11 protein-coding genes are annotated in these 13,963 nt (G+C 60.2%); 6 read left to right on the top strand and 5 right to left on the bottom strand.

Annotation, left to right across the window (positions count from 1 at the left end; translation table 11 throughout):
• Positions 1-59: 59 nt before the first annotated feature.
• Positions 60-1,433: a DUF3863 domain-containing protein gene (locus tag DHV10_RS09935; protein WP_109486186.1), complete on the bottom strand. Its 1,374-nt coding sequence runs from the start codon at positions 1,431-1,433 to the stop codon at positions 60-62.
• A gap of 105 nt (positions 1,434-1,538) precedes the next feature.
• Between DHV10_RS09935 and DHV10_RS09930 the strand changes: the two genes are divergently transcribed.
• Both DHV10_RS09930 and DHV10_RS09925 read left to right on the top strand, forming a co-directional pair.
• Complete coding sequence (locus DHV10_RS09930) at positions 1,539-3,155, top strand: Na+/H+ antiporter (protein WP_204101379.1); 1,617 nt, start codon at positions 1,539-1,541, stop codon at positions 3,153-3,155.
• Between the two features lie 112 nt (positions 3,156-3,267).
• Entirely contained in the window at positions 3,268-3,771 is a 504-nt protein-coding gene (locus DHV10_RS09925; protein WP_109486185.1) for a cytochrome P460 family protein, read from the top strand.
• A 6-nt stretch (positions 3,772-3,777) separates the two neighbouring features.
• On the opposite strand, the gene DHV10_RS09920 is transcribed toward DHV10_RS09925, so the two are convergent.
• On the bottom strand, positions 3,778-4,623 hold the full coding sequence (locus tag DHV10_RS09920) for an RDD family protein (RefSeq protein ID WP_162601387.1): 846 nt from the start codon (positions 4,621-4,623) through the stop codon (positions 3,778-3,780).
• Here DHV10_RS09920 and DHV10_RS09915 point away from each other — a divergent pair.
• Positions 4,622-5,596, top strand: coding sequence for a stage II sporulation protein M (locus tag DHV10_RS09915; protein WP_109486183.1), 975 nt, complete (start codon positions 4,622-4,624; stop codon positions 5,594-5,596). The two genes, DHV10_RS09920 and DHV10_RS09915, sit on opposite strands and share 2 nt — an antisense overlap.
• 3 nt (positions 5,597-5,599) lie before the next feature.
• Positions 5,600-6,490 (top strand): CPBP family intramembrane glutamic endopeptidase, encoded by an 891-nt coding sequence (locus DHV10_RS09910; protein ID WP_109486182.1) that lies wholly within the window; start codon positions 5,600-5,602, stop codon positions 6,488-6,490.
• Here the strand turns inward: DHV10_RS09910 and DHV10_RS09905 are convergent.
• Positions 6,418-7,116, bottom strand: a complete 699-nt coding sequence (locus tag DHV10_RS09905; RefSeq protein ID WP_162601386.1) for a CPBP family intramembrane glutamic endopeptidase — start codon at positions 7,114-7,116, stop codon at positions 6,418-6,420. The two genes, DHV10_RS09910 and DHV10_RS09905, sit on opposite strands and share 73 nt — an antisense overlap.
• A gap of 257 nt (positions 7,117-7,373) precedes the next feature.
• Positions 7,374-8,576: an acyltransferase family protein gene (locus DHV10_RS09900; protein WP_109486180.1), complete on the bottom strand. Its 1,203-nt coding sequence runs from the start codon at positions 8,574-8,576 to the stop codon at positions 7,374-7,376.
• A 159-nt stretch (positions 8,577-8,735) separates the two neighbouring features.
• Between DHV10_RS09900 and DHV10_RS09895 the strand changes: the two genes are divergently transcribed.
• Positions 8,736-9,944, top strand: a complete 1,209-nt coding sequence (locus tag DHV10_RS09895) for an acetyltransferase domain-containing protein (protein ID WP_109486179.1) — start codon at positions 8,736-8,738, stop codon at positions 9,942-9,944.
• Between the two features lie 4 nt (positions 9,945-9,948).
• Here the strand turns inward: DHV10_RS09895 and DHV10_RS09890 are convergent, their stop codons facing one another.
• A complete protein-coding gene (locus DHV10_RS09890; RefSeq protein WP_109486178.1) occupies positions 9,949-11,259 on the bottom strand; it encodes an MFS transporter in 1,311 nt (436 codons plus the stop codon).
• Between the two features lie 189 nt (positions 11,260-11,448).
• Between DHV10_RS09890 and DHV10_RS09885 the strand changes: the two genes are divergently transcribed.
• Complete coding sequence (locus DHV10_RS09885; RefSeq protein ID WP_239461437.1) at positions 11,449-13,638, top strand: OPT family oligopeptide transporter; 2,190 nt, start codon at positions 11,449-11,451, stop codon at positions 13,636-13,638.
• Positions 13,639-13,963: the final 325 nt, after the last annotated feature.

Raw genomic sequence — 13,963 nt, 5'->3', positions numbered from 1 at the left:
GCTGCCCCCGCTCATGCCTATTCTCTCTCTCGAAAGTGCCGCGCGACAACCTGGCGTACCTAGGCGCGCTTCTTCAATGCGGGGTACTTTGCGAAGATCCGCTGCTGGTCTTCGGGCTTGAGTTGCGAGATCCGCACCGGCTTATCCTGCGGACGCGTCTCTTTCTGATTGATGACGTTCATCAGGCTCCACTCGCGCTGTGGAGTGGGCGGCTCCTGAGCTCTGAGGTCGTAGCGCGTGAAATCGATGACCATCGGAGTTTCGCTCTTCGTCCAGTTGTGCAGCAAAGCAAGACGGAACTCCTGATTCATGAACCACTCGATTTCCAACTCCTTCTCCGAACCGGGCGCGCCGGTGCCCTTCTCTTTGAATTGGTAATCCAGTTTCGAGTTGTCGGGATTGTGCCTCCGCCATTCGAGCCCGAACGCGCCTTCGGTGACGACCTTTGTGTCGGGCCAGCGCTCGCGTACAGCCTGGAGCCACCACGCGAGATCTTCATCGTGGCCGATAGAGGTTTCCCAGATCGAGGTGACGAAGCCGAAGCCGTTCAGCGCGACGCCGCTGTCGAAGTGCACCGCAGTCGTATCCATCATCTCCTTGCGTCCAGCGGTGACGCCGAGATTGCCCACTGATTCGATGGGGCCAACTCCCAGCCGGCTGTTGAATCCGCCCTTGAAGCCATCGCGCCGCGCGGTGAGGAAATCGCAGGTCCATCCATCGAGACAGACGCAGTCGATGAAGTCGGCCTTGCCCTGTGCGGGCTTCAGATAGTGCTCGCGGCTCGGGTAGTAGGGATAGCAGATGCCGCCATCGCCGTCGCCGTTGTCGATTGCGTGCTGGCTCCAGATCTGCCCCTGGCAGACGTGAATGCCTTCGTCGTCGGCGAGATGCCGCTGGTTTTCAGCGTCCATGAATCCAGCCACCAGGCATTGCGGACGATAGCCGCCGCCCACCATATTCGAAATAAGCTGAAGCGCTTCGTGAATCGTGGCGCGGTTGTGCTCGCGCGTGTCGAACATGGGCGCGAAGTATCCTCCCGGAATAAACGTCACCTCGTCGCCATAGCGGTCGTGATACTGGGCGAGCAGCCGCCGCGCTTCTTGATACTCCTTTCTCTGATCATGCAGAGCCAGCCAGCTGATGGCCCACGTCACTTTGCCATCAGGGCAGCCCCGCGCGAACGCTTCGCGCCTTGACCGGATTCGTTCGGGTCGATTGTCGGGCGCCTCGTCCTGTCCTAAATTCTTCGTCGGCGTAACTTCGATTTGGTTCACGCGGACGATCGACACGTGCGTGAGAAAACGTCCGCGCAAAGTCTGTGCCGCGTTGGTGAACGCACCAGCGGGTGAGTTAAGGAGTGCAAGAGACGCCGATGTGGCTGCCGTCCCCACAACGAAGTTGCGCCTGCTTTGGTCTACGATTCCATTCCTCATCTCCGCCACCCTCAATTCGAATTTGTTCTCCAAGCGCGAGGACACCCGGCGGTCTTTGAACGCCGGGGAGTCTGCGATTACAGTAACAGGACGTGACGTAGCGCTTTGGGGGTCAGCCCGCTGGAAAACATCGACACCATTCTCGTTCTGCTGATCGCTCTGCTGTTTGCAGTGGCAGCGGTTGCCGGCCTTGCGCGGCGTTTCGCGCTGTCGTACCCGATTGTGCTGGTCGTCTTCGGATTGCTCTGCTCCTTGATCCCGCACGTACCGCGGATCCCGCTGCCGCCTTCCATTGTGTTCCTGGTATTCCTGCCGCCCCTTCTCTATGTCGCGGCGTGGCAGACCTCGTGGCGCGAATTTCGGTACAACCTCATCTCGATTTCAAGTCTCGCCGTCTTCCTGGTCTTCTTCACGGCAGTCGGCGTTGCGTTCACGGCCAAGTGGTGGCTGCCGGGATTCGACTGGCGGCTCGGCTTTCTCCTTGGCGCAGTTGTGTCACCTACGGACGCGGTTGCGGCGACCTCAATCGCACGGAAAGTTGGCATGCCGCAGAGGATCGTCGACATCCTCGAAGGTGAAAGCCTGCTGAACGACGCGACTGGCCTGCTGGCGTTGCAGTTTGGCGTACAGATGGTCGTGGAGGGCACCACTCCTTCGCTGGGCCGAGGCCTGCTGGAGTTTGCCTGGCTGACGATTGGCGGAGTGCTCGTCGGCGTGGTCATCGGCTTCATCGTCTCTTCTCTGGAGCGCTGGGTAGACGATGGGCCAGTGGAGATTGCGCTCTCACTGGTAGTTCCTTATGCGACCTATCTGGCAGCCGATGCTGCGAAGGCCTCGGGTGTAATCGCGGTAGTCGCATGCGGGCTGTTAATGAGCCGGCGCAGTTCCACCTTTTTCTCGCCCCGCACCCGGCTGCAGGCAAACGCCGTGTGGGACGCGCTCGAGTTCCTGCTCAACGGATTTGTATTCGTGCTGATCGGCCTGCAACTGCCCTATGTGTTGGCGGGAATCAAAGGGATGAGCAGGGTCGGGCTGGTGGGATACGGGGTCGCGTTCTCTGCGGTGCTTATCCTGCTGCGCCTGGCCTGGATGTTCCCGGCTTCGCGAGCGGCTTGGTGGGTCCGCACCAGAATCGCGCATCAGCAGTATGAACAGCCGCAAGCCAATCAGGTCTTTGTGGTTGGTTGGACAGGGATGCGCGGAGTGGTTGCACTTGCCGCAGCAGACTCTCTGCCGATGACACTGAACGACGGCAGTCCGTTCCCGCAGCGCAGCATGATTCTCTTTCTCACCTTCACCCTGATCCTCGTCACCGTAGTGCTCCAGGGGCTTTCGCTGCCGTGGGTAATCCGCCTTCTTCGGCTACAGAAGCACGATGGCGGTTACTGCGAGGAAGGGCAGGCGAGGCATCTAATGCTGCAGGCAGCGATCGATTTCCTCACGGAGCGTCGCATTTCAGCGCGGGGCGAGGGCGAAGTTCACCTCTACGACGATCTCCTCCACCAGTTTCAACATCGGATTACCTCCATCGATCTTTGCGGGCCCGGGGGAGAATCGTCTCCCTCCACTGGAAACGGTATGACGATGGAGGGCCTTCTGCTCGAAACGGTCCGCCGCCAGCGTGACGAGTTGAACGCTCTGAGAGAGAACGGAAGGATAGGAGACTCCGTGCACCGCAGCCTCGAGCGCGAACTGGACCTGAGCGAGAGCCGTCTCGCATAGAGCCCTCAGTGGTTACAAGACCGTTTTGATTTGCCGCAAAACCGGTCTGACACAAAGCGCATTCATCCGAGAGAAACATGGTCCACCATTAGGTTCTGTCGGATTGGAGCCTATGGAAAACCGCAATCGCGTCTCTCGCTTCACTTGCTCGGCACTGATGCTGGGTGCCATTTTCGCTCTCGCGCTCACTCGAGTTCACGGGGATGAAGGCGTGCAGTTTCCGGATGGGTTTCGACGCTGGGTCCACGTCGGCACGGGGGTGATACTGCCGAGTGACAACCCCATGCTGAAGAGCGAAGAAGGCATGCACCACGTGTTCGCAAATGCGAAAGCCGCCGATGCCTACGCGACGGGAGACTTCCCGGATGGGTCAGTCCTGGTCTACGAGCTTCGCGAAGCTCAGCAGAAGAACGGCGTCATTTCCGAGGGCACGAGGCGGAGGGTCGACGTCATGATCAAGGATTCGGCCGCATATAAGAACACCGGCGGCTGGCGGTTCGAGAGGTTCATGGGCGATCAGGAGACTGAGAACGCAATACCCGACTCCGGCAGTTCTTGCTTCCAGTGCCATTCGAGAGCAGACAAGCACGGATTCGTATTCAGCCAGCTTCGCTGATTCTCGTTAGCGCTGCATGCGCGCCACATCCCGCAGCTGCCGCGCTGCGATCTCGAGGAACGTTTCCACACTTGCTCCCGTGGGCGGCTCCAGACCTGACTTGGCCTGAATTGCCGAGGCGATGCGTTGCGCAAGCGCTTCGCGCGTCTCGAGTGGCATGTCGAGCCGTCGCGCAAAGAAGCTTTCCAGCACCTGCAGATCTGCACTTGAGAGCTTCGCTACGCCGTGATCCGGTAGACTGAGACCCGCGTGTGGCTCGGGCGCAGCCACAGCGGGCGCGAACAGGTTCGCTGTGAACGTGCGGCTGGCCTCGGTACTTACCGGGGCCTCTTCAATGCGATCGCGAACCACAAGCGTTCCGGCGGCGAGATCGCCAAGACGCTGATGGTCCTTCGTCACGAAGATCGCAATGGCTCCGACAGCATAAAAGAACGGGATCTGGTCGACGTAGCGGATGAAGTTGCGCGCCATCGACTCGAACAAGCCGATCGGCCGCCCCGACCGCTCGATCACACGAATCCCCGCCACGCGCTTCCCTGGCGTACGCCCATTCCAGAACGCCTCGAACAGCGTGAAGTATCCCCAATTAAAAAGAAAGATCAGAAACAGATAGATCGCGAACGCCCACTGCTCCGAGAGCTTGTTGAAGGCGCTGAGGCTGGGCAGAAAGTAGGCGAACAGCCTGCCAACGATCAGAATTCCGGGAATCCAGATCAGGTAGTCAACCAGCAATGCGATGAAGCGACTGCCGATACCCGCGATGGGCATCTGGATGGCGACCAGCTCAGGCGTTTCAATGCTAAGCTGATCTGAACTCAACACACTCGGAGTATCCGGACCAGTCGGGATCATGGCGCCCATTCTATCGAACCAGTGGATTGCAAAGCGTCGGCCGCATTGGGATCGGCTTGCGTTTCTGCTCACCCGCTCCGATCAGCACGGCGTCGCCTCTCTCTCACGATCAGAATTGCAGGAGATGGCTCTCCTTTACCGCCAGGTGGCCGGCGATCTCTCCGTCCTCCGCCGGGACGAAACGGCCCGCACGCACACCGAGAACGTCAACATGCTGCTGGCGCGCGCGCACCACATCATCTACTCGCGCAAGAAGACCGGCTGGGCCGCACTTTTTCGTTTTCTCAAGGATGAGTACCCGGTCATCTTTCGCAGGCAGGGATCCTATGTCCTGGCCTCACTGCTGGTCTCCATCGCCTGGGGAATTCTCGGCGCCGCTCTCACCACTGCGCGGCCGCAGTTCATGCGTCACTATGTTGGACCGGCCATGATCTCGACGATGGAGCAGCACAAGATGTGGACCGAGTCGATCGTGAGCGTGGCTCCGCAGGAAACCAGCCACATCATGACGAACAACCTGTCGGTCAGCTTCCTAACCTTCGCTGGCGGAATTCTCTTCGGGATTGGAACGTTTCTGCTGCTGTTCAATAACGGAATGATGCTTGGAGTCATCGCCGCCGCCTGTCATCAGTACGGAATGTCCATCGCTCTCTGGAGCTTCGTGGTGCCCCACGGCTCACTCGAACTTCCGGCCATCATCATCGCCGGAGGAGCAGGCTTCCGCATCGGCCGCGCCATGCTTTTCCCCGGTGGTTATCGCTGGAAAGAATCCGTAGCACGAGGCGGAATCGAAGCATCGCGATTGGTATCCGGCGTAATCCCAATGCTCGTGGTTGCCGGATGCCTCGAAGGCTTCTTCTCCCCGTCGCACGCGCCGGTTTGGCTCAAGTTCACTGTGGGTGGGCTGCTCTTTTCGCTGCTGCTCACCTGGCTCTTCCGACCCGTAAAGACCGCGCCCGCAGCGCAGGTTTAGACAATGAACTTCGCTGAAGGCTTGCGCCCCGGCGCAGTGGTCGCGGCAGTCCTCCTGCTGACGCCCATGCTCGTCGCGGCGTTCGCACCTGGCACGGTTGATGATCTTGGGCGCAAGCTCCCTCGCATCATTCGCATCAGCGCGCCAGCGTTGCTCTGCGTTCCTTATGCCCTCACGTCTCGCGCCTTCGGTGTCTTTCACTGGACGTGGCTTGTCGTCTACGCCCTGCTGCCCGTGGCTGTGGCTTTCCTGCTCCATCAGGCTCGAAACGATGATCCGAAGTGCCGTGGCACCTGGCGAGACTACGGCGTACTACTCGCTCTCGGTCTCGCTGTCGATTTGCGCTGGCTCGAACCGGCATGGCCGCAGGGCCTCGCGGCACTCGGGAAGATGCTGCTCCTTGATGCGGGCATCTTCGGCTTCCTGGTGGTTCGCGGGCTTCATGGCGTCGGCTTCGATCTGCGCCTCACCCGAAAGGACCTGGCCCGCGGCGGCGGCGAGTACCTGCTGTACGCGGTCATCGCCGTCCCGCTCGGATTATGGCTTGGCTTCCTGCGATTTCACGCGGTCCTGCCATCACCGCTTCGAGCGATCACGGCTTTCATCTTCACTTTCGTCTTCATCGCAATTCCGGAAGAACTGTTCTTTCGAGGCTGGCTGCAGAACCTTCTCGAACGCCGTATGGGCAGGACGGTGGCACTCATCGCAACAGCCATCCTCTTTGGCCTCGCCCATTGGAACAAGCGCACCCTGCACTTCAACTGGCGTTATGTGCTGATGGCGGCGATTGCAGGGATCTTCTATGGCAGGGCCTGGCGAGCTCAGCGGCGCGTCGGCGCGTCCGCCCTGACCCACTCGCTCGTCGACACCACGTGGTCGCTCTGGCTCAGGTGAGTTGGGCGCGGGTGGTAATTGAGATAGCCAAGACCCACGCGCATGTTGTGCAGGATCGACGCCGGCACCGTAATTGCCACGCATATACCGAACACCGCATGAGCAATCGCCAGCGGATAGACATTGCGCGAACGGATGAACACGAGGCACGCCGTCAGTCCCCAGATGAGCGTAAGAGGCGTCAATACGGGATTGGGAAGGTGGGCCAGTGCGAAAACCGAAGCGGCCAGCAGCGCCGCCCAGTTTGGATTCGGTATGATCCGAAGCGCGCGCCCCAGGAAGTATCCCTGCAGGAGCAGCTGCTGAAACAGCGCCCAGACCGCATACCCTCCGAAGGTCAATACCCATCGAGCGGGCCCGCCGGGGTGATGCAGCGTATGCAGCGTTGCAGCCAGCCACGTGGCGATGCCGGCCAGAACGAAAGCCACACCGACGATCCAGGACGATCGCCAGAAGCCCGCAACGCAACAGCCCATCGCCCTCCAGCTCTCGAACGAAAGAGAGATGGACACGACAAACCAGCCCAGGGCAATGAAGTAGAGCCAATGCTGCAGGGGGCGAGGCGTCCAGATCACCGCCATAATCAGCGCATACCCAATGAAGAGTTCGCCGACCTCCCACGCCATGCTTCTTGGCGAGGCAGTGTTCACGGTACAAGAACAATCTGCGGCGTATTCCTCAGACACACTCAAAGCGTGACCTCCTGCCGGAGCAAGGGGTGCTTCGGCAATCCGGCACGACGGGTCACGCGGGCTCATCGGCAACCGGGTAGGGGAAGATGCGGTCAGGCCAAACTTGAAGACCTGATTAAAACAATAGACGATGAACAAACGTTCTGGGTTATCCGCACCACGCTCCAGGCCAGATCCGCTTCATCGGCCTGCTAAACCTTGAGGAAGATTTTCTTCTTGTAGAGAATCCAAACTGGAATAAAGCAGAACGCACAAAAAGACACCGAAAATGCAAACGCGGCCCAGTGCGGGTCTGGTATCCGCATTACCGTGTGCATTGCCGTCCAGGCCAGAGGATTGGTCATCCGCCCGTCTGCACCTCTGAACTGGAGGAGTTCTCCGAAGATCCCCGGCACCAGTTCACTGAACATGTATGCCGCAATGGCATTTGAGCCGAACACGATCCACGGATAGGTCCAGCCCTTCCGCCAGTTCATCTGCTCAATAGTGAAGTGCGCGAAGGTGAGCAGCGCCAGCGAATACCCGCCCGCGACGAGCACAAAGGAGCTCGTCCACATATTCTTGTTCAGCGGAAACTCCATCGACCACAAATAGCCAATCACGAGGCTCGTAATGCAGGCGATTGCCAGGCCCGCCGTCTTAATGCTGACAGATCGCTTCGACCTGAGCCATATTCCCGCCAGCATCCCCATCAGCGCAGTTCCAATCGCCGGCAGATCGCTGAGCAGGCCTTCGGGGTCGCGAACGTTGTGATCAGGCGAGTACAGGTAGAGGTGGTGCGGGAACAGGTGCTGGTCGATATAGGAGACCAGATTCCGTTCGACGTCCATGAATGGAACGTCGCGGCCCGGCATCCCAATCCCCGGGATCGGCACCCAGCGCACAAGAACCCAGTAGCCGATGAGGCAGCCTGCGAGGGCCATCCACTTTGTTGAGGCGCGCTGGTCCCATAGGTAGAAAAGGCTAACCACGAGATAGCAGACCGCAATCCTCTGCAGCACGCCGTAGAAGCGCATGTGCGCGAGGTGGAAATACGGGAAGCTGTTGACGATGATGCCGAAGAGGATCAGCACGATGGTGCGGATCACGGCGTGTCTCGCGAGTTCTGAACGCGCCGCGCCTTTGGCAAGTCTCGCCTCCGTCGCGAAGACGACCGATACTCCAACCACGAAGACAAACGTCGGAAACACGAGATCCGTCGGCGTCAGGCCGTTCCACTGGGCGTGGTTCATGAAGTGCCACGAACCGGGGCCGCCGTTATTGTTCACCATGATCATGAACGCGATGGTGATGCCGCGGACCACATCAAGCGAGAGGAGCCGTTTGATAGGGCTCTTCCCTGCGAAAGCGGGATTGACCGCTGTCGTCTGCTTCTCAGAAAGGCTTGTCTGCATTTGTACCCCGGAACTTGCCTGCACCCTAAGCTACGCGCTGAAGGCGTGTCGTGCCAAGTAGCTGCATTGCGAGCGAACGTACTCGGCGCTGGGCGCTCGTCACAAAAGATTGAAATCTGCTGCTCTGGTTGCTACCCTCCATGCCACGAAGGAAAGCTCATGCCGATATCCGCAGCGACCGCAACCTCCCCGATTGCACCTGGAACAGCGACGACGAAGGCGGGGAGGGTCTCGTCGCTCGATATTGTGCGAGGCGTGGCGATGATCCTGATGGCGATCGACCACGTCCGCGTCTACTCGGGCGTGCCTGCCGGAGGACCGACCATTGGCGTCTTCTTTACGCGCTGGATCACCAACTTCGTCGCGCCGGCATTCGTTTTCCTGGCCGGAACATCGGCATGGCTCTACGGGCGGAAGTTCTCCGATCGTTCGCTGCTGTCGAAGTTCCTGGTGTCTCGCGGATTCTGGCTGATCTTTCTTGAGCTGACGTTTCTGCGCGTGGCCTGGACCTTCAACTTCGACTTTCAGCATTACCTGCTCGCCGGGGTGATCTGGATGATCGGCTGGTGCATGATCACGCTCGCAGGAGCCGTCTATCTGCCGAGACAAGCTGTTGCCGCAATTGGGATCGCTCTTATCGCGCTGCATAATCTGACCAACCTGTTCCGGCCGCAGATCGCTCATGCGTTCGGCCCTGACGGACCCAGTTGGCTGTTGCGCATCTTCTACTTCGGCGGGGCCGTCGAGATCGGCAAATCAGGACCGCCGCTCCTGATCCTCTACGTACTTGTCCCCTGGGTCGGTCTGATGTTCGCCGGCTATGCTTTCGGACCGATTACACAGCGAGCCGTGGCGGACCGGCGCCGGATCTACGTCCAACTCGGTTTATCTCTGACGCTGCTGTATGTCGCCCTTCGTCTCGCCGGGATTTATGGAGATCCGCGGCCTTGGGATCGGCATACACTGTTCAGTTTCCTGAATACCGCGAAGTATCCAGCGTCACTTGAGTATCTCTGCATGACGATCGGGCCGATGTTCCTGCTGTGGGCATTGGCCGAAAGCTGGCGGGGGCGGCTGGCTGGAATCGTCGAGACCTTCGGCCGTGTTCCGATGTTCTACTACCTGCTCCACATTCCCCTGATCCATCTGGCCGCTTGCGTCGTATCCGTCGTACGCGAAGGACATGTGGACCCGTGGCTCGTTACGAATCACCCCGTCGATCCAGGGCCGCTTCCTTCCGGATACATGTGGAGCCTGCCGCTTCTTTACCTCGTTTACGGCATTTGCCTCGTCATCTTGTATCTCCCGTGCCGGTGGTATGCGGATCTGAAAGCGACGAAGCGATCGAAACTGCTCAGCTACATCTGACCTTCTACTGGGCGTTTGAAACCCGGTCTACTGCGCCCTCCGGAATTTTCGGGGAAGCTGAGAGCTGGATCTCAGGATTGACTCCAAGCCACGCGAACGCGCCTGCAAACGCCAGCAGCGCCGCGGCCAGAAATCCTGCCCACCAGCCAAATCTCTCTGCCAGCCAGGGAGTCAGCGTCGTCGTCACCGCTCCTCCCACCTGGGCCCCGGTGTTCATGATCGACGACACCACACCAGCATTCCGCCCGGCGATATCTGCAGTGACGGACCAGTACGAGCTCTGCGAGATGTACAGCCCGCCCGCCCCGGCCGCCAGGGTCATCGCGGCAGCGGTCGCGCTCACTGCATGCGACCCGGCGATGAGCAGTCCCCCGCAAAGGAGAAGACCCACAAACGCCGGAGCTACCCGTCCTATCCGAAGGCCGTATTGTTTGGCGAGCCAGTCGCAGACAACGCCGCCGATCAGGCAAAACGTCGTCATCGCCGCAAACGGAATCATCGAGTAGAGCGCGCTCGCCTTCATATTCAGGTGCCGCGCCTGCGCCATGTACAGGAAGAACCAGCCCAGAAAGATCCATGCGATATATCCGAAGCAGAAGCAGGCGAAGGTCAACAGGATCATCGACCGGCTGCGCACAATCGCCGCCCACGGGATGGGAGGTCTCGGCGAATCGTCGGCGAGAATTCCTGCCTGAATCGTCGCGAGTTCCTGGCGAGAGACCCATCCATGCTGGCCGGGAGAGTCGCGCGCGATTACGTACCAGACAATCCCCGCCACGATACCGACCGCCGCACTGAACCAGAACCCGGCACGCCAGCCATAGGCAAGGATGATCCCCGTGAGTATCGGCGGTGTAAGCATCGACCCCGCGCCAACACCGGCAAAGATGACGCCGTTCACGCGGCCGCGTTCGCTCACCGGGATCCATCGCGCCACGAACTGGTTCGAAGTGGGATAGATGATCGCTTCACCGAGGCCCAGCGCGAAACGGATCCCGATAAGAATCCAGAGCGCGCCGCGAATGCCCGGGGGGACGGCAGCCGTCGCCAGCGTAAATACGCCCCACCAGACGACCCCAAGAGTCAGCGCCCTCCGCGGGCCCAGCCGCACTGCGATCCACCCTGCCATCACTTGCGAAGCCGCATAGCCGACAAGGAACGCGCTCAGCAACCAGCCGAAACGGACGTTGTCGAGAAGGTATTCGTGGCTGATCTGCAGCCCGGCAACGGTCAGGTTGGTGCGGTCGAGAAATGCAATTGCGCTCAGCAGGAAGAGCCAGCAGACCAGCACCGCGCGTATCGGGATCTTGCTCATTCAGTGGCGCTCCGTTCGGGGAGAGCTGAGCCAGTCGGGAGAACACGACCCATACAAAGAAATCACGCAGAGCGCTCTAAAGTCTATTGCCATACCGTGATGCGTGTGATGTCGCAACCTCAGGCGCATGACGTAAACTCGTCCTTCAGGTTTCATCAGGCATTCTGTTTGCTGGCAGGGGAGGCTCTTGTGGCCGAATTTCAATCGTTCATTCCGCCCGATCAACATCCGCCGGAGTTCACGTTCCGCGCTCTGTTCCTTGGCTCGATCTTCGGCATCATCTTTGGCGCGGTCACTGTTTACGTCGGCTTGCGCGCCGGGCTCACGGTTGCCGCATCGATTCCGATCTCGGTGTTGTCGATCAGCATTCTCCGCGCATTCGGTCGAGCCTCCATCCTCGAGAACAACATCGTCCAGACAACGGGCAACGCGGGCCAGTCCATCGCCTCCGGCGTCATCTTCACCCTGCCGGCTCTCGTCTTTCTCGGCTTCGATCTCGAATACTCGCGCATCTTCATGCTCGCGCTGATCGGCGGATGGCTCGGCGTTCTGTTCATGATTCCGCTTCGCCGCCAGCTTATCGTCAAAGAGCACGGCGCGCTTCCCTACCCCGAAGGCACAGCCTGCGCCGACGTTCTGATTGCCGGTGAAAAAGGCGGATCGCTGGCCAGCCGTGTCTTTCTTGGACTCGGGCTCGGCGGCATCTACACGTTCTTCCAAAACGCCAATCTCTTCCGCGCCTGGCCCGGCTCTCCTGGATACGAGCCCGACTACGGCCCACAGCACATCCTCAAGGGCTCAGCTATCAACGCCGACGCGACCTCGGAATACCTCGGGGTGGGCTACATCATCGGCACCCGCGTGGCCGGCGTTATCTTCGCTGGAGGCGTCTTCTCCTGGCTCGTCGTCATGCCGCTCATCTACTTCTTCGGCAAGGCTCTGCCGCTGCCTGTCTATCCCGGACAGACCCCGATCGCGCAGATGGGTCCAAGCGACCTCTGGGCCAGCTACATCAAGCCAATGGGAGCCGGAGCGGTCGCCGCCGCAGGGCTCATCACTCTGCTGAAAACCATCCCAACCATCTGGAGCGCGCTCACCGCAGGGCTGACCTCCATGCGCGCCGGCGCCGATGCGGAGAAAGCTCAAAAGCCAATCCGCACCGAAAACGATCTCTCCATGAGCGTCGTCATCATCGGCTCGCTGCTGATCGTGGCATGCATGTTCATCTTCCTCGAGTTCAAGCCGGTGCCCGGAGCCTTCGTCGGTTGGGGAGCAAATCTGGCCGCCTCGCTCCTTGTGGTCGTCTTCGGTTTCCTTTTCGTGACCGTCAGCTCCCGCATCGTTGGCCTGGTCGGCTCTTCGGCGAGCCCCGTTTCGGGCATGACCATCGCCACGCTCATGGCTACGGCGGCGGTCTTCCTCGTTCGCGGTTGGACGGCGCCGGCCTATGGCGCTCTCGCCATCACCATCGGCGGCGTGGTCTGCATCGCCGCCTCCAACTCGGGCGATACCTCGCAGGATTTGAAGACCGGCTATATCGTCGGATCAACTCCGCGTCTCCAGCAGATCGCACTGATGATCGGTGTGGTCGTATCCACCATCGTCATCGGATCAACTCTGAACCTGATGAACACAGGGCTGCAGGAGTTTCAGGCCGCGGCACAGCCGTGGGACATCAACGCCGCTCATCCGGGTGTCTCCGTCGAACAGGACAAGAAGCATCTGCCCGCCGAGATCCGCGTCGTCCAGTCAGACAAAACGACCTCAACCCACCAAGCCTCTGAATACGTCCTTCTGAACGCGATCGGCTCAACCGAGCTTCAGGACGGCAAATACCTCTACTCGCCTCAGACCGGCAAAATCGAAGTCCATTGGATTCAGGGAATCGGCAGCGCCAGCGCCCCGGCGCCGCAGGCCCGGCTCATGGCCACGGTGATCAACGGCATCCTCAGCCGCAAGCTGCCCTGGGGACTCGTTCTGGTTGGTGTTTCGCTGGTCATCGCCGTCGAACTGCTCGGGATCCGCTCGCTCACCTTCGCCGTTGGAGCTTATCTTCCCATCGGCACAACGCTGCCAATCTTTGTCGGCGGCGTGGTCCGCTGGCTTGTCGACCGCGCTGCGGCAAAAGCAGGCGAAGCCGAAGCCGAGAGCGACATCTCCTCCGGCTCCCTGTTCGCCTCTGGCCTGATCGCTGCGGGCGGCATCGCCGGGCTCATCGGCGTCGCCCTAAAGGCCGTTGAAGCTACTTACATGGAGAACCGCGACATCCTGAATTTCCCGCGAGGAACAATCCTCGATCACACATTGGTCTCCGTGATCGCCTTCGGGCTGCTCGCCTACTCGCTTTACTACTTCGCACGAAGGCCGCTGAAGAAGTAATCTCCAGCGGCCTTGGCCTGCACTCTGCGGGTGCGAACTTGTTTGTTTCTAGCGCATCAGGTGGATCGCGTTGAAGACGTGCCGGAAATGCCAGAGGGCATAGAGGGCCGCCCCCAGGCTCCCTTCCAGTACGAAAGCGGCACGGATTGCCCGGGCACATCCCAAGCCATCACGAATCGGTTCTTCAGCTTCTGGTTCAAACGCGCGGGAAAACGCCGGTGAATCACAGATGGATATCACATTGCCTGTGGCAGGCGCCGGCCTGGGAGCTACACGGGGGGGTCTTGCAATAGCGGGCCGAAATTCAAAGACGGGCTGGGTGGGC

The sequence above is a fragment of the Occallatibacter savannae genome (genome assembly GCF_003131205.1).
Classification (GTDB): domain Bacteria; phylum Acidobacteriota; class Terriglobia; order Terriglobales; family Acidobacteriaceae; genus Telmatobacter; species Telmatobacter savannae.
The sequence above is the reverse complement of the archived record's forward strand: the minus strand, read 5'-3'. Positions and strand labels throughout refer to the sequence as shown.